The sequence below is a fragment of the Brevibacillus sp. JNUCC-41 genome, from assembly GCF_014844095.1.
Classification (GTDB): domain Bacteria; phylum Bacillota; class Bacilli; order Bacillales; family DSM-1321; genus Peribacillus; species Peribacillus aracenensis.
This window is the reverse complement of sequence record NZ_CP062163.1, coordinates 4,470,171-4,486,400: the sequence shown is the minus strand read 5'-3', so window position 1 is coordinate 4,486,400 and position 16,230 is coordinate 4,470,171. Positions and strand designations below refer to the sequence as shown.

The window sequence follows — 16,230 nt, the reverse complement described above, 5'->3', positions numbered from 1 at the left end:
AAGAATGTCTTAACAGAGAATTTAGAATCAATCACAATAATCTATATGAAATAAGTAATGAAGCTTTTAATAAAAAAACTTTAAATGGTAATTGTAGGATATGTCTAGCATGTATAAAAAGGTATCGTTGTGGTGAGCAATAATTACGTACTACGTACATTGTTATAAATATTTCAAAAGTGGAAACGGAAAAGCAATGTATCAACGATAAACACATCATTTTAAAAAAACAGTACTATATCAAACGATAAATATCCTAAAGATGAGATAAGAGATGAGATAGACAACAAATTGGTACTATCATTATTTTGATTCTAGTTTACATAATATATATTATAGGAAGTTATATTTTTATTGTTAATTATATCTCATATCTTAAGAATACTTAACTTAGTGAGACGAAATACGAATTTTAAAAATTGATACACTACAATTATTTATTAATATCTTTTTATCTAATTACTCATTGTTAACTAATACTTTAATTAAATATTGTTACGTTCATTTAGAAAAAATGGTTGATCTTCAATTTTATATTTATATTGGATTAAATATTGGCAGTAACTTTTTGCCTTGATTTAAGCTAATTTTACAATGAATTAAGTCCCATAATATTTAATTCTCAAATGTCAAATAAAATTCTGATTTTTATTCTCAATCGTAATTTATCTGTTAATATAATTGCTAATATTTATTGTTTGTCGCTATTTTGTTATGACTACGATTAATCACTTTAGTTCAATTATTTAATACACTTAGTCATTTGACTTTAAGGATCTCATATCAATTCTAAGCTATATTAGTTTTCCATTCAGTAAAACCCGGTGGCACCTTCATTTTCTTCCTTTTTCCGTCCGTTTAAGGACTAATACATGTCCATTTGGATTACGTTGTCATCGGAAGTCATAACATCATAATTGCTCCTATCTGAACCAATTCAGCCTTTCTCGATGCAAAGAAATATGATAAACCTTCTGTTGTTGTGTGTAAAGACATAGACATGAAGCAATAAAAGGTTCCCCCTTCTATCACAAACTGCTACTCTGAATGCCTTTTTATTCATGCTGCTCATTAATAATTCTATATTTATCAAAATATTATCATTAACTGACCTAATCTACTGTTTTTGTTATTCTGATATATAAAATATATGGCAATATGACAAAAATCACGGGTTAACACTTCTAAAAAAATATATTAATATAACTTTACCTATAACAACTCCCAGGGTCTTCAACTTGAAATTCCCACTTTTTCTTCCTGAAAGTGATAATAGGCACCTCTATTTAGCAACATAATCTCTCTTTTAACTTATAACTGCCTATATCATGAATAATCTTTAATAAATGATGATCCATCCGCTCTGTTTTAAACTTATTTTTAAGTAAGGTTTAAAAAGTTTCAGAAATAAAGGCAGATTATAAGTTAATGCCAGATGACAACATATTTTTATAAAACGGAATAATAATATTATGTAAACTCTAATCACGAAATGTTATGAAAATTGGTAAGCAAGTTATTGATGGGTTATATACCTATTTACTTTCTTGAATACGCATTTCGCGTTAGAGTTCGATTAAACCCAATTTCCCATCAACCTATAAAAAAGGAACACGAAATAGCACTTGATCTCATGTTCCTGATACGTTATTTATGTTCGAATGGATTCGATACGGCTTTGGATGAATTCGAACGAAGTTTTTGCTTCATGGATGATTTGTGTTATTAGTTCATTGACGGTCAATATTTCTTTTATCAGTCCTACAGATTGTCCGCATGACCATATTCCTCCGTCTAAATTTCCTTCAAAGTACACGTTCTTGCTTCGTTGTCCCGTAATTAGTGGAATCAATTCCTCTATGGTGGCACCTTCATTTTCAAGTTTGTCCACTTCTTTACTGATGGCATTTAATGCTACACGCGACGGACTGCCTATATTCCGTTGGATGACAACTGTATCCATTTCATTGGCAGATACCATCCACTGCTTCACGTTATCATGGATCGGCGCTTCTTTCGTTGCCATAAAGCGAGTTCCCATGACGATTCCTTCGGCACCGAGTGACAAGGCACTAATTAGGCTTCTGCCATCCGAAAATCCACCGCCTGCTATTACTGGAATAGTAACGGAGTCAACGGCTCTAGGGAGCATGACAAGCGTTCCTACATCCCCCATGCCTGGATGCCCGCCTGTTTCATTCCCTACAATGATAATGGCATCGACTCCTAATTTCTCTGCTGAGATTGCGTTTTTGACGTTCGCTACCTTATGTATCACGGTAAAGCCGTGCTCTTTAAGTTTGGACATTAAACTTTCTGGGCTTCGGCCACTCGTTTCAACAATCTTTATATCTTCATCAATTAAAATATCAATGAACTCATCATTCGGGGTTTCGGTTTGACTTGGAAACAAGTTCAGGTTGACAGCAAAGGGCTTCTTGGTCAAAGTTTTCACTTTGCGTATTTCATCACGGAGACCTTCTGGGGTCACCTGTGTTTTCGAAGTAATGATGCCTAGTCCTCCCGCTTCTGACACGGCGGCTGCGAGCGGGGCTCGGCCAACTTGAAACATCCCGCCGCAAATAATCGGATATTCAATCCCCAATAATTCAGTAATTCTTGTTTTCATTTGCCATACCCCTTTCACTTTCCATGGATTTCCATCAATCTACTCTTCTTACATCATGTACACACGCCATGTCTATATACCATACTTATGGAGCCGCTTGTAAAATGTACTTCTTGGTATATCCATCAACTTTGCTGCAGCCGTTACATTCCCTCTTGATTTTTGTAATGCCTCTATCATTAAATCCCGTTGAATTTTTTCACGGATCGTCAGTTCTTTTCCCGATATGCCTTTATCACCAGGTTCCTCCCATGCAGGGAAATCATCATGCCGTGTAACGGGTTGAGAATACATGGAATTCAACACTTTACCATAATCCAGAGGTCCTTCCGCAAGTAAGATGGTCAATCGCTGAAGTACATTCTGCAATTCTCTAATATTGCCTGGCCAATTGTACTCTTTTAAACGATTCAATAATTCTTCCGTTAATGGAATATTCCAATTATTCTTCACACACAAGTAGTTGACTAGATAAGGAATGTCTTCAATCCTTTCCCTCAAGGGCGGTACATGAATGGGGTAAACGTTCAACCGATAGTATAAATCCTTCCGAAAGGACCCTTCATTGACAAGCTCTTCAAGATTACGGTGTGTTGCAGTGATAATGCGAATATCCAATGAAATGCTTTTTGTGCCACCGATTGGAACGATTTTTCTTTCCTGAAGTACACGCAGTAAGGCGACTTGCATCGCTGAAGGGATTTCACCGATTTCATCGAGAAAAATGGTCCCTCCATTTGCCTGCTCGAACTTCCCTTTGTGCCCTTGCCGTTTAGCCCCAGTAAAAGCACCTTCGACATACCCGAATAATTCACTCTCCATTAAATCTTTAGGTATGGCCCCGCAATTTATCGTGACGAACGGTCCTTTTTTACGAAACCCATTTTCATGAATGGCCATGGCAATAAGCTCTTTCCCGACCCCTGTTTCACCAGAAATATACACATTTGCTTCTGTCGGTGCAACAAGCTTCACTTTGTGTAATGTGTTATGAAAGGCTTCGCTAATCCCGCTTTCCCCTTTGAAGGCGAACCTTTCTGCAGGCATTGAAGCAGGGAAAAGCCGATTGGTTTCATGACCATGATTCTCTGATAAGAATAAACACTTACCCGAAACTCTATTATCCTCTTTGGATAGAAGCGGATTTTCCTTTACGATTCGATATCCATGATTTAATAGATCGGCCAATGCCATACCAATGGATTGAGGAATTTTTTTGCGAATCTGTTTACTGGCGGAGATTATCATTTCTTTATGGTTACAGACGATAAAAGGCAAATCCGGGTAGGTCTCAGCAAGTTCTATCGAGTGCTGGGTCAATGCCAGCTCCTTTTTATAGGAACGCACTCCCATTTCCTGTTCGATTGTATACGCCAAACTGGCTACCATACCCAGCATGGAAGGATGGAAATAATCTACTGGACATGATATATCCAAAACTCCCAATATCTTACCGTCTTCATTTAAAATGGGCATGGCAGAGCAACTCCATTTGTGTGAGGCAATTGAATAGTGCTCGGTACCTTGAATCATTACGGCTTCACCCGTTTTCAAGGCTGTTCCAATCGCGTTCGTTCCGACCTCCCCCTCCGTCCAGCATACGCCCTCCACAAAATTTATTTTGCCTGCCTCATCGAGGATTTTCTCGTTTCCGGAAAGTGAAAGGACATATCCATCCGGATCGACCAATAAGGCCATCATTCCTGATTCTTTTATTGATTGATTCATCCTAGTTAATTGGGGTGATGCCACTTCTAATAGGAAGGAGTTCTTTTCTCTTTGAATGTCCAATAATTCATTCGTCAAAATGTGTTTGCCTTTATTAAGGTATGGGTTGACTTGTTCTTTTTTGCAGCGATGCCAGGATTCCATTATTCGCTTGTTCAGACGATTTGAATCGAGAACCCCTTCACTTACAAAGCGTTCCCATGTGCGTAGATAACAACTAGTGGATAGCATAAAATCCTCCTCTAATCATTTGGTTTAAACCTTCATTTGACCAGTCAATCTAGAGGAAAAATACCATGGAGTATAAAATAGGATGTTAATCGAGGTCCATTTAATTATAGTAGATTATGTATCCGCTTACAATATATAGATTTAGTTTACACAAAAAGCATCATGTGATCATTCACACGATGCTTCTCCATCTAACAATATAATGCGTTAGTTTTATGAAAATATAACCCCGCCATCTATCATGATGGATTGCCCTGTCATATAATCCGAATCCGGTGAAGCAAGGTAAGATACGAATTTCGCAACATCTTCTGGCGTTTCGGAGCGTCCTAAGGTTATGGAATCTGTAAACTTTTTAAATGTTTCCCCTTTAGCAAGATTCATATATTGACCCATTTTTTCATCAATTAAATCCCACATTTGCGTCCCGACAATTCCTGGACAGTATGCATTCACCGTAATGCCAAACTGGGCCAATTCCTGAGCTGCCGCTTGTGTAATGCCTCTTACGGCAAATTTTGTGGCCGAGTATGTACCTAGTAAACTAAAGCCTTTGTAACTGGCGATGCTGGCAGCACTTATAATTTTCCCACCTTCCTGCTTTTTCATTTGTTCAGCAGCAGCTTGGAGGCAAAAGAGGACACCATTTACATTTATATTGAAAATCTGTTCCAGATCCTCTTGAGTTACCTCCAATAGAGGCTTTATTTGAGCAATACCTGCATTTGAAACCATAACGTCCAGTTGTCCAAAACGTTCTACAACTTGATTCACCATTTCGAATACTTCCCGTCTATTGCTTACATCCGCTTTAACGGCAAAGCTTTCACGCCCAATTTCCCTGATCTCATTCACGACCGATTCAGCCGTATCCAGATTGACATCATTAATGACCACATTCAATCCATCTTGAGCCAATCTTAATGCAATGGCACGTCCGATACCGCGTCCTGCACCAGTGACTACCGCCGTCCGTTGACCGCTAGCCATATAAAAATCCCCCTTCTGGTTTTTATGAATGCACAGCTTGACCTACAACGTTCAAAAAAGCTTCATGAATGGATTCGGACAAGGTTGGATGTGCCGCTACAAAATCATCCATCATATCTGCCGTTATTTCTGCATGCAGCATGACCGTACCTTGACCGATCAATTCTGTCGCATGTTGACCAACAATGGTAAAACCTAGAATTTCATTATATTGTGGGTTCACTAGCACTTTGACCTTTCCTACCGGTTCATTGGAAAGGATCGCTTTCCCATTTGCGGAAAAAGCGAATTCACCAACTTTAATTTCCCCATATTTTTTACGCGCTTCTTTTTCAGTCAAGCCTACACTGGCAATCTCCGGGGAGGTATAAATGCAGCGAGGGATTGCCCGGTAATTCACTTGTGCAAATTGGCCACAGGCATTCAGAGCCGCAACTCGCCCTTCATGAAAAGCAACATGGGCAAGTTGTATGCCCCCTATCACATCACCACAGGCATAAATCGATGGATTGCTTGTTTGCATTCGATCATCCACCGAGATGCCAAGTCGGGAAAAATCAATATCATTTCCCTCTAAGCCCATTTCGTTCACTCTTGGTATTCTCCCTATTGATACGAGTACGTAATCTGCATGAAGTTCTTCCGATTCTCCATTGCTTTTCTCCAAAAATACCGTCTTACTGGTTGCATTGATGTTTTTGACAGATGTGGAGGTTTGGACCGTTACGCCTTGTTTTTTTAATTCTCCATGAAGGATGCTCGTAATATCATCGTCTTCCCCCGGAAGCAGCTTTGCCCCCATTTCGATAACGGTAACCTTGGTGCCCATCCTGCTATAAATACTGGCAAATTCACATCCGATGACGCCGCCTCCGACAATGAGCAGCGACTCGGGAATGGCAGGAAGTGACATGGCCTGGCCACTGTGGATGATCCATTCACCATCAAACGGCGCAAAAGGTAAAGGAATCGGTTCGGACCCAGTTGAAATGATGATCTTACTAGCTTCAATCTCTTTATTTTTATTTCCGTTCTCGATTCGCAGTCGATGGCCCGTCAGGATAGACGCCCTTCCCTGAATGACTTTTATTTTATTCTTATTCATTAAATATCGAATGCCGTTCACTAGTTTAGATATGACATCTCTCTTTCGTTCCTGTACGGTATCCCAATCAACTTCAATCAAATTGGAGGGCAGGCGAATTCCCATATGACCGGCATTTTTCACCAAGTCATACGTATCAGCACTTTTCAATAATGACTTCGTTGGCATACAGCCTTCGTTTAAACAGGTGCCCCCTAATGGCCCATCGACTACCAATATGACTTCCTTATCCTGCTGGGCAGCAGTGATTGCCGCTACATACCCTGCAGGACCGCCGCCTATAATAGCTATACGATTCAAGAGCTTTCCCTCCTTTTCTATAAAATCACGGTGATCGGCTCTTCTAAATACCGTTTAAGTGTTTGTAAAAAGGCAGCAGCAGGTGCCCCGTCAAGTACACGGTGATCAAACGTTAAACTGAGTGGCAAGATCGTTCTCTTCGCCAATTCTTCGCCAATATAACGCGGGGTTTCGTAAGCAGAGCCAATTCCAAGAATCCCCGTTTCCGGTGTATTGAGAATCGGTGTAAAATGCTCAACGCCGTATGCCCCAAGGTTACTGATGGTAAAAGTGGACCCTTGCATGTCTTCAATGGGCAATTGACCGTCACGTGCACATCGGGCCAATTCCTTACCCTTTTTCGATAACTGTCTTAGGGTACAATTTTCGGCATTTCTTATGACGGGAACAACGAGCCCCTTTTCCAATGCCACCGCAATTCCAAGATGGATTTGCTCATACAAAATGATGTTATCTTCAATATAAGCACTATTCATTTTAGGATGCTCTTTAAGTGAAAGCACGACAGCCTTGGCAACAAAGTCCGTTATCGTCAATTTAGTTGATTCTTGTTTTTGTAGCGTTTCAGTAGCCTGTTTTTGCAAAATGACTAAATCAGTGACATCAACTTTCATCGTTAGAGTTAATTGGGCACTGCTTTGCAGGCTCTCTTTCATACGTTTTGCAATGATGTTCCTCATACCGGTAACAGGGATCTGCTGCCGACTCTCTACAGTTGATTGGGGAGAAACTATTCTTTCTTCTGTTTTTACCGACATGGAATCCCTTTTTTCGATTACTTTCTGTACATCTTCTTTAGTGATTCTTCCACCTGGCCCGGTGCCTTGAATCTTCTCAATGTCAAGATTCGCTGCCTGTGCCATTTTTCGTGCAACCGGGGTGATCATCAAACGATCTCCCATTGGCAAAATGGGTGTCTCTTTTGTTTTCGGCTTTTCTTGTTCAGCAATTATCGACTGAGTCTGTTCAGCAACATGATCATCGATCACTATTTCTTCATTCGGATTTCCGATATGACAGATAACGGTTCCTGGAGGTACTCCTTGTCCTTCTTGAACAGCTATATTCAGAATCGTACCTTCAGCAGGAGATTCAATATCCATTTCGATTTTCTCTGAATTGATGCTGGCTATTGCTTCACCTTTTTCTACTGAATCCCCAACAGCCTTACTCCACAACGAAACAGTGCCTTCTTTCATTGCCATGCCTAATTTCGGCATTACCACTTCGACCGCCATATCTTTTTTCTCCCTTCAGATTGGTTTCTGTGTCCACCATTGGTTTGTTGCTCCAACTTTTGCAGTTCTATGCGAAAAAGCTGGAGCATGCATCATATTTACACCCTAAGAATGGAAGGCTCCCCCAATAATTCTGAAACGACTTGTATCACTTTTTCTGATGTTGGAAGGTAAATATCTTCTAGCGGTGGAGAAAAAGGTACAGGTGTATGTGGTGCCGTAATCCTTTTAATTGGCGCATCGAGCGTGTCAAATCCCTTATCCGCCACCAGTGCGGCAATATCCGTTGCGACGCTGCATCTTGGGTTCGCTTCATCGATCACGATTAAACGATTTGTTTTTGCCACAGAATTGAGAATCGATTCTTCATCCAGTGGTGACAAGCTCCTAGGGTCGACAATCTCGACTTCAATGCCTTTAGCAGTAAGTTTTTCAGCAGCCTCCATCGCGGTGTGAACTTGTTTACCGATGGCAACGACCGTCAAGTCCGAGCCTTTCCTTTTAATTTCAGCTTTGCCGAATGGGATTGTATAGTAGCCTTCCGGAACCTCTCCGACCATGTTGTATAACGTTTTATCTTCAAAAAAGATGACGGGATCATTATCTTCTATGGCTGAAAGTAAGAGCCCTTTTGCGTCATAGGGGGATGAGGGAACAACGACCTTCAATCCAGGAATGCTAGTGAACAAGGCATAAAGGCTTTGTGAATGCTGTGCTGCAGCCCTGAACCCTGCACCATGCATCGTACGGATTGTCACGGGAACCTGTGCTTTTCCTCCAAACATATAGCGGAACTTCGCACCTTGATTCAATACTTCATCCAAACAGCTCCCAATGAAATCGTTGAACATTAGCTCGGCAATCGGTCGTAAGCCTGTCGAAGCAGCTGCCATGGCCGCACCCATATAACCGGCTTCCGCAATGGGAGTATCAAGGATTCTATCACGGCCAAACTCTTGAACCAATCCTTTTGTGACACCTAAAACACCACCCCATGCTTCGTCATCCTGCAAATGATCAACCTCTGCGCCTCCGGCTACATCTTCTCCCATAAGGATGACATTTTCATCTTTTCTCATTGCCATGGCCATTGCTTCATTTATTGCCTGTGACATACTGATTTTTCTACTCATTTTAATTCCTCCTTTTATCATTTAATAGGATACATAAACATCTTTTAATAAATCGGAAGCCTCTGGATATGGGCTATCTTCACTGAACTTGACTGCTTGTTTAATAGATTCCTCAACGGCAATTTCAAGAGAAATCAGTTCTTTTTCCGCCAGCAGATTCTGTTTGAGTAAGTAATTCCTAAACAGGGCAATCGCATCTTTCTCTTGTTTATGCTCCTTTTTGTCTTGTTCTTTTTTATATTTCTGTGCATCTCCCTCGAAGTGTCCATAATTACGATAAGTAACGCATTCGATCAATGATGGACCTTCTCCCCTGCGAGCCCTCTGAACGGCTTCTTCGGCAGCCTTATACACAGCCAATACATCTTTCCCATCCACTCGGACACCCGGGATATTGTAGCTAATCGCCCGATCGGCTATCGTTTTACAGCTTGAAGCATAATTGAATGGCGTGGCCTCCCCATACCCATTATTTTCTGCGATGAATATTACGGGTAGCTTCCAAATTGCCGCCAGATTTATACCTTCATGGAATGTCCCATGATTATTGGCACCATCACCAAAAAAACAAACACTAACATGATCGGTCTTTTTATATTTCGCAGTTAATGCTGCACCGCATGCGAGCGGAAAGCCTCCACCAACTATCCCGTTAGCACCTAACATCCCCTTATCCAAATCGGCAATATGCATGGAACCGCCTTTTCCCTTGCAAAGCCCTGTCACTTTCCCATAGATTTCAGCCATCATCCCGTTAAGGTCACATTCTTTTGCAATACAGTGGCCATGCCCTCTGTGAGTGCTTGTAATGCTGTCCTTTTCAGAAAGGTGAGCACATACTCCTACAGCTACCGCTTCTTCCCCAGCATACAAATGGACAAAACCTGGTAAAATCCCTTTTGCAAAAGATTCATGAACTTGGTCTTCGAATTTCCTGATCTCCAGCATTTTTTTGTACATCCAATAAGCCCTGTCCTGTGATAACTTTATTTCATTCGATTGAACCGTTTCCATTTTTTAGCCCCCAATCAATAATAATGAGTCATTCTTTATATTGATATTGCAAATGCCGTGCCAAGATGGGAGGTCGCTAAAATGAGGATTTTATTTATTTTCAGTCGAAACAAAACGAGACAAAATGAGATTGTTGTCTCGTTTTGTCTCGTTTTGTTTAAATAAATTATCCTAATTCGATCATCACTGAAGTGAAAAAATGGTTTGAATGTGGAGGGAGCCTGTTTATGGAATAAGTTCTTTATGAACCATTTATTTAGGTGTCAGTACTTACTATCATGGATTTTTGTAAGTAAGAGGGAAATAGAAAACTTAACAGGAATTCGACCTCGGTCGTATTAGAGTCTACTAGTCATTGTCATACACCAGTTGTTCAGCATTTCGAGGAAAGAGATTATTTATTAATTATCATTAACCCACTTGTTTAATAGCATGAAAAGAGCTCATCTCTACGAAAAGTAAAGACAGATGTGATTGATGCTTGCTATCTCTGCAAGCTGTATAATAAAGTAGATTTGGAGCCATCTCTTTTTCTATGAGTAAGCGTAAAATATCCCCACCTTCAAAAAGGATAGGGATTGAATTTCTATTTGGTACAAGCCAACACGATTACAAGTGCGTTCAATGAATCGTTTGGAATCGAAAAATGGGTTACGGCTGTCATCATTTTTGGCGGGATTAAAATGATTGCAAAAGCATCTGTTGTCATCGTCCCTATTATGGCAGGAGCATACGTGTTAGTAGCGTTGATTATTATCGTCGTCATGAATGTTACCGAGTTACAGAGTGTTTTTGTTTTAATCTTTGAAAGTGCATTTGGATTAAGGGAAGTGGCTGGCGGAGAACTAGGCGCTGTTATGTTGCAAGTAATCAAGAGGGTCTATTTTCAAATGAAGTCGGATGGGTATTGCCCCTATTGGTTCGACAGCCTACCTTATTTTGTTTTCAGGCCTGTATATATCGAAGGAAACAGATGATTTCATCCTTACACAAAATGGGCTTGATACGATATTAGAATCTTGGGCAGGCATTTTGGCTTGCCATTATCGTACTGTTATTCACATATTAGTTCCATTATTGGTAACTACTATTATGGAGAATCGATATCAATGAAAATAAAGTTTGGTTACACATATATACAATACAAATCGTTACCAATGGAGCCTAAATAGAATGGCTCCCGCACAAAGCAAAAAAGGACAGAAAAGAGTAATGGCAACATTCCCTTCTCTGTCCTTTTAACTGAGGGTTTAACTCTATGCTAAAAAAAGTTTCCCCAATGGTGGCGTTTTATAAACGCGCTCCCCAGAGTTGCGTCCTATTATGTTTCTTTTACCTGAGAGATTTGTTCCAGGTTTTTTTGGGAACTTGCTCATTCGTTGGCTGTCTACATTGCACTCTCCCACAACCGTCATCCTCTATACTTTTTTAGATACTCAATATATTCAAAATAGACAATTATTTACATAAATATTTTTATGATATCGCTTCTATCATTTATACATATTTAGGAAACTAAGAGGAAAATCACTTTATATCAGCAAACGCTTTAAAATTTAACAGACTAATGCTTCTTTATGAATTTCTTCTCTTGATGATCGCTGATTGCAGCCTGTTTTTCTCTTTTTCCTTTAAAACATAACTAAGCAAGTCTAATGAGAGGCGCGCTGCCACTTGTCCAGTTATTCCCGTATGATCGTAAGGTGTAGCTACTTCTACCATATCAAAACCGATTACTTCTCCTCTTTTTGCAATTCCATGGAGTAATTCGTTGACTTCATCATAAAGCAGGCCTCCAGGAGAAGGTGTGCCTGTCGCAGGGGCGATTGATGGGTCGAGGCCATCAATGTCCATGGTAATATAATATTTTTCACCTGCTGGAATAAGTTCCAGAACTTGTTCAAATCCCATCTTTCTCATTTGGCGGGGAGACAAGATGACACTTCCGTATTCTCTGGCAGCATCGACATCTTCTTTTTTACTGCTGCTGATTCCACGAATGCCCAATTGAAAAATCTTTTGAACATGATTCATTTCAGATAAGCGGCGGATGCAGCTTCCATGTCCAACCCGCATTCCTGAACGGTGATCTGCCCAGTCTAAATGCGCATCAATCTGGATCACATGAAATGGCCCGAGTTCATCCAAGCCCTTTCCTACTGGAATTGTAATGGAATGATCTCCACCTAAAACAACCGGCATTGCACCTTTTGAAACGATTTTTCGAATGGCTTCTTCCGTATTATCATGGGATTGGATCATATCCCCATGTACCATGTCTACATCACCGCAATCAACAACTTTCCATTTCGGGCCAAGATACATGATATCATTTTCAATATCATAGGCTCCATCTAACCCGAAACTATATAATGTAGAGCCTTCACGAATTCCTCTTGGACCCATTCTTGCGCCTGACTTCCATTGTGTTCCCATATCATTTGGGACTCCAATGACAGCTACATCTGCATCTAGCTGGTCTAGATCAGGACACACGGGATATTTCCCGAAAGTACAGATTCCGGTAAAAGGTAAATTAAGGTGTTGTTTTTCATTATTCGACATGTACGTTGCCTCCCACTTGTATTACGTTCTCGATAATATACGCATGCTTCATGCCAACTTATAAAACTAGGAGTCAATAATGACTACTAGGAACCAACATATTTTCTGATTACTCGATTTTTCTTAGTAAACGCCACTGAGAAAGAGCTCGGAGAATATAATTCAAATACTATGCATGTCTTATTAGGTCTTAAAAAAGACAAATCTTGATGAACTGGCCTTTTACTCGTAAAATAATCAAGTAGGCTGACAGCTTTCTTTCTGTTAAAGCCCATCTTCAGAATTAATATTTGAAAATCATTAAGTTTTAAAATATTGGCAAATTAAAAAATGCATCCTCTATTATTAGTCAAAAATTTCTTCGATGTAAGCATTACTCACTCTCTTTTACTCATTTATCTCTACTTCTCCATTTTTAATGATCAAACCACTTGGTTGGCTCCACTTCTAAATTAATGTTGATTTGTTTTACCTCACTAAACTCATCTAAACCAAATGTTCCTAACCCTCGACCAATTCCGCTCTGCTTGTATCCTCCCCACGGTGCTTCGTTGTAGGCTAGATTGTAGGCATTAATCCATGTAATTCCGGCTCTTATTTTCTTAATCACTCTTAATGCCTTCGCACCGTCTTGTGAAAATACACCTGCTGCGAGGCCATATGGGGTATCATTCGCAAGCTGGATGGCTTCTGCTTCATCTTTAAACTTTTGCACAGTCAGTACCGGACCGAATATTTCTTCCTGAACAATTCTCATGTCAGGTTTAGTGTCAACAAATATCGTCGGCTCAACAAAATAACCGTTTTCAAGCGCATCGCTTGTGATACGTTTGCCTCCGCAGGCTAGTTTCGCCCCTTCTTCTATACCTAGTTGAATATAGTTGAGCACCTCATTCATATGGTCTTCACTGACAAGCGCCCCCATTTCTGTAGACGGTTGATCGCCAGGGCCGACCCGGATTTTTTTCGCCTTCTCTACCAGTCTCTCGATAAACTTGGCATGAATGCTCTCTTCAAGCAGTAAACGAGATCCTGCATTACAAACTTGGCCAGAATTTATAAAAATCCCATATAAAGCATAGTCCACGGCTGTTTCAAAATCTGCATCAGCGAAAACAATATTAGGTGACTTGCCGCCTAATTCGAGTGCAATGTTTTTAATATTTCCAGCTGCTGTTTTCATGATGTTTCTGCCTGTTTCTGTGCTGCCAGTGAACGAAACCATATCGACTTTATCGCTTTCCGCTAGTTCATTTCCTACTGTTCCCCCGCCGCCCATAACTAGGTTGGCAACGCCATCCGGTATGCCGACTTCTTGGATAATCTCAAATAATTTAACAGTCGTAATCGGAGTGATCCCGGCTGGTTTAAACACAATCGTATTTCCTGCAGCAAGGGAAGGCGCAATTTTCCAGGCTCCTGTCAGTAAAGGGAAATTCCATGGAGCGATTAGTCCGCATACCCCTACCGGCTCCCGAACAACCATAGCCTGTACAGGACCGGAAACCGGGTATGTTTGTCCATCGGGTTTAGTGACTAAACCGGCATAATATCGAAAACAATCCACTGCATCCGCAATGTCAAATTCCGCTTCTCTAAGAGGTTTTCCGGTATTCGCTGTTTCAAGCTGGCTAAGCTCAGATGCTCTTTCTTCAAGTGTCTCCGCTATTTTAAATAGGTAGGAAGCCCGTTCTGAAGCTGGCAGATCTGACCAAATCCCGGAATCAAATGCGGTTCGCGCCGCATCGATGGCCATTCGGGTATCTTCTGCATTTCCCTTGGGAGCCTCTGCAATGAACTTGCCGTTTGCAGGGTTTACAACTTGACTCTTTTGTTTACTTAAAGAATCCATCCATTCTCCGTTTATGAACATTTTCAGATTTAACACTGTAAAAACACCTCCAGTTTTTATGTAAGCCATGGTGGCCGCCCAATTAAAGCTCCTATCAAGCTGACCACCGATTCAAAAACTCTTAATCCACATTAACACTTAAAAACTCGACAAATCTTCCATCGAGGAACATTTAGAATTGGTCATGTCAAATTTTCTAAATCAATCTTTATAGTTAAATTAATGTTGTGTTTTTCGCCTCATAAGTCTTTTGGAATAATGCCAAATAATCTTCGCGTGTCACTTTTCTTGAATTCGTCTGTGTGCATAAATGAACTGCTGCCCCTTCAGCAAGGAATGGGAAATCTTCAGGATTGACATTATTTAAATCTCGAAAATCGGGAATGCCAATTTTACGAGCAAGCTCTTTTAACAAGACAACACCTTCATAGGCAGTTTCTTCAATTGTTTTACCTTCTTTATTTGCTCCAAGTTTTTCAGCTACAATTGCATGCTTTTCAGGGTTTGAAGGAATATTAAATTCAAAAACATGTGGAAGAAAAATAGAATTTGCTACCCCATGTGGAGTATCATAAAGACCTCCAAGTGGTTCAGCCATAGCATGTACAGCACCAAGATCCGCGTGATTAAATGCCATACCTGCAATTAAACTGGCTACAAGCATATTTTTCCGTCCTTCTAAGTCGTTCCCATTTTCAACAGCTAATGGAAGGTACTTAGCAATTAATTCAATTGAATAAAGACTGAGAGCATCGGAAATGGGTTCAGCAATATTGCTGGTATAAGCTTCGATAGCATGTGTAAGTGCATCCATTCCAGTAGCAGCAGTAATAGATTTAGGCAGAGTTAGAGTTAATTCAGGATCCAAAATTGCTAGTTTCGGAGCCAATCTAATGTCAAGTATAGCCTCTTTCTGTTTTGTAACTGTATCTGTAATGACAGAACCTGTTGTAACTTCACTTCCAGTACCTGAAGTTGTAGGGATACAAATAAGTGGTGTGATTTCTCGCTCTAGTAAATTTACACCGTAACGCTCTCTAAGCTCTCCTCCATGGGTTAAAAGTGTACCAATTGCTTTGGCTGTATCCATTGAACTTCCTCCGCCAAGACCAATCAAAAGATCTATTTCCTCGTCTTTAAATTGCTCATAGGCTCTTTGACAATCTACATCTTTTGGATTAGGCGTAATTTCATCAAAAACAATATAATTGACACCTTCTTGGTCTAACGCATCTATAACCTTTTGCAAAATTCCAGTTTGCGCTAGTCCTTTATCGGTAATAAGAAGAGCCTTTTTTCCTCCTAGCTCTTTTGCTCTTTTCCCAATATTTTTAACTTTTCCGCCTCCAAACTCTATAGAGGTAGGAATATTGAAATTAAAATCCCAGATCATCATTAATTTCCCCTTTCAATTTTTCAAATAGTGTAATAGTAGTGACTCACTC

At 40.2% G+C, this 16,230-nt stretch carries 11 protein-coding genes, 1 pseudogene and 1 riboswitch; of the genes and pseudogenes, 2 read left to right on the top strand and 10 right to left on the bottom strand.

Translation table 11 applies throughout. From position 1 onward, the window contains the following. Nucleotides 1-1,651 precede the first annotated feature (1,651 nt). The 7 genes from JNUCC41_RS21795 to JNUCC41_RS21765 form a co-directional block, all read right to left on the bottom strand. Complete coding sequence (locus JNUCC41_RS21795) at nt 1,652-2,629, bottom strand: NAD(P)H-dependent flavin oxidoreductase (RefSeq protein ID WP_192204812.1); 978 nt, start codon at nt 2,627-2,629, stop codon at nt 1,652-1,654. 72 nt (nt 2,630-2,701) lie between these two features. Continuing rightward, entirely contained in the window at nt 2,702-4,588 is a 1,887-nt protein-coding gene (locus JNUCC41_RS21790) for a sigma-54-dependent Fis family transcriptional regulator (protein WP_192204811.1), read from the bottom strand. A 213-nt stretch (nt 4,589-4,801) separates the two neighbouring features. Next, entirely contained in the window at nt 4,802-5,578 is a 777-nt protein-coding gene (locus JNUCC41_RS21785; RefSeq protein ID WP_192204810.1) for an acetoin reductase, read from the bottom strand. A 22-nt stretch (nt 5,579-5,600) separates the two neighbouring features. Beyond that, nucleotides 5,601-6,983, bottom strand: a complete 1,383-nt coding sequence (gene lpdA / locus JNUCC41_RS21780; RefSeq protein ID WP_192204809.1) for a dihydrolipoyl dehydrogenase — start codon at nt 6,981-6,983, stop codon at nt 5,601-5,603. A gap of 17 nt (nt 6,984-7,000) precedes the next feature. Beyond that, nucleotides 7,001-8,221, bottom strand: a complete 1,221-nt coding sequence (locus tag JNUCC41_RS21775) for a dihydrolipoamide acetyltransferase family protein (protein WP_192204808.1) — start codon at nt 8,219-8,221, stop codon at nt 7,001-7,003. Between the two features lie 98 nt (nt 8,222-8,319). Beyond that, the gene (locus JNUCC41_RS21770) at nt 8,320-9,354 is read right to left on the bottom strand and encodes an alpha-ketoacid dehydrogenase subunit beta (RefSeq protein ID WP_192204807.1); all 1,035 of its coding nucleotides are present in this window, start codon (nt 9,352-9,354) and stop codon (nt 8,320-8,322) included. A gap of 21 nt (nt 9,355-9,375) precedes the next feature. Then, complete coding sequence (locus JNUCC41_RS21765; protein ID WP_192204806.1) at nt 9,376-10,368, bottom strand: thiamine pyrophosphate-dependent dehydrogenase E1 component subunit alpha; 993 nt, start codon at nt 10,366-10,368, stop codon at nt 9,376-9,378. A gap of 326 nt (nt 10,369-10,694) precedes the next feature. On the opposite strand from JNUCC41_RS21765, the pseudogene JNUCC41_RS26880 reads away from it, so the two are divergent. Both JNUCC41_RS26880 and JNUCC41_RS21760 read left to right on the top strand, forming a co-directional pair. After that, nucleotides 10,695-10,892, top strand: a pseudogene (locus JNUCC41_RS26880) (IS110 family transposase); the annotation flags it as partial. A gap of 54 nt (nt 10,893-10,946) precedes the next feature. Continuing rightward, a complete protein-coding gene (locus JNUCC41_RS21760) occupies nt 10,947-11,345 on the top strand; it encodes an alanine:cation symporter family protein (RefSeq protein WP_192204805.1) in 399 nt (132 codons plus the stop codon). A 243-nt stretch (nt 11,346-11,588) separates the two neighbouring features. Next, a riboswitch (glycine riboswitch) is annotated at nt 11,589-11,687 on the bottom strand. A gap of 256 nt (nt 11,688-11,943) precedes the next feature. On the opposite strand, the gene speB is transcribed toward JNUCC41_RS21760, so the two are convergent. The 3 genes from speB to JNUCC41_RS21745 all read right to left on the bottom strand — a co-directional run bounded on the left by speB (nt 11,944) and on the right by JNUCC41_RS21745 (nt 16,181). Further along, complete coding sequence (gene speB / locus JNUCC41_RS21755; RefSeq protein ID WP_192204804.1) at nt 11,944-12,933, bottom strand: agmatinase; 990 nt, start codon at nt 12,931-12,933, stop codon at nt 11,944-11,946. Nucleotides 12,934-13,348: 415 nt separating this feature from the next. Continuing rightward, the gene (locus JNUCC41_RS21750) at nt 13,349-14,821 is read right to left on the bottom strand and encodes an aldehyde dehydrogenase family protein (protein ID WP_192204803.1); all 1,473 of its coding nucleotides are present in this window, start codon (nt 14,819-14,821) and stop codon (nt 13,349-13,351) included. 178 nt (nt 14,822-14,999) lie between these two features. After that, nucleotides 15,000-16,181 (bottom strand): iron-containing alcohol dehydrogenase, encoded by a 1,182-nt coding sequence (locus tag JNUCC41_RS21745; RefSeq protein WP_228467405.1) that lies wholly within the window; start codon nt 16,179-16,181, stop codon nt 15,000-15,002. Between the last annotated feature and the right edge of the window lie 49 nt (nt 16,182-16,230).

Coding starts and splice junctions, on each gene's coding strand:
- JNUCC41_RS21795 (WP_192204812.1), bottom strand. CDS start 2,629: ATGAAAACAAGAATTACTGAATTATTGGGGATTGAATATCCGATTATT.
- JNUCC41_RS21790 (WP_192204811.1), bottom strand. CDS start 4,588: ATGCTATCCACTAGTTGTTATCTACGCACATGGGAACGCTTTGTAAGT.
- JNUCC41_RS21785 (WP_192204810.1), bottom strand. CDS start 5,578: ATGGCTAGCGGTCAACGGACGGCGGTAGTCACTGGTGCAGGACGCGGT.
- JNUCC41_RS21775 (WP_192204808.1), bottom strand. CDS start 8,221: ATGGCGGTCGAAGTGGTAATGCCGAAATTAGGCATGGCAATGAAAGAA.
- JNUCC41_RS21770 (WP_192204807.1), bottom strand. CDS start 9,354: ATGAGTAGAAAAATCAGTATGTCACAGGCAATAAATGAAGCAATGGCC.
- JNUCC41_RS21765 (WP_192204806.1), bottom strand. CDS start 10,368: ATGGAAACGGTTCAATCGAATGAAATAAAGTTATCACAGGACAGGGCT.
- speB (WP_192204804.1), bottom strand. CDS start 12,933: ATGTCGAATAATGAAAAACAACACCTTAATTTACCTTTTACCGGAATC.
- JNUCC41_RS21745 (WP_228467405.1), bottom strand. CDS start 16,181: ATGATGATCTGGGATTTTAATTTCAATATTCCTACCTCTATAGAGTTT.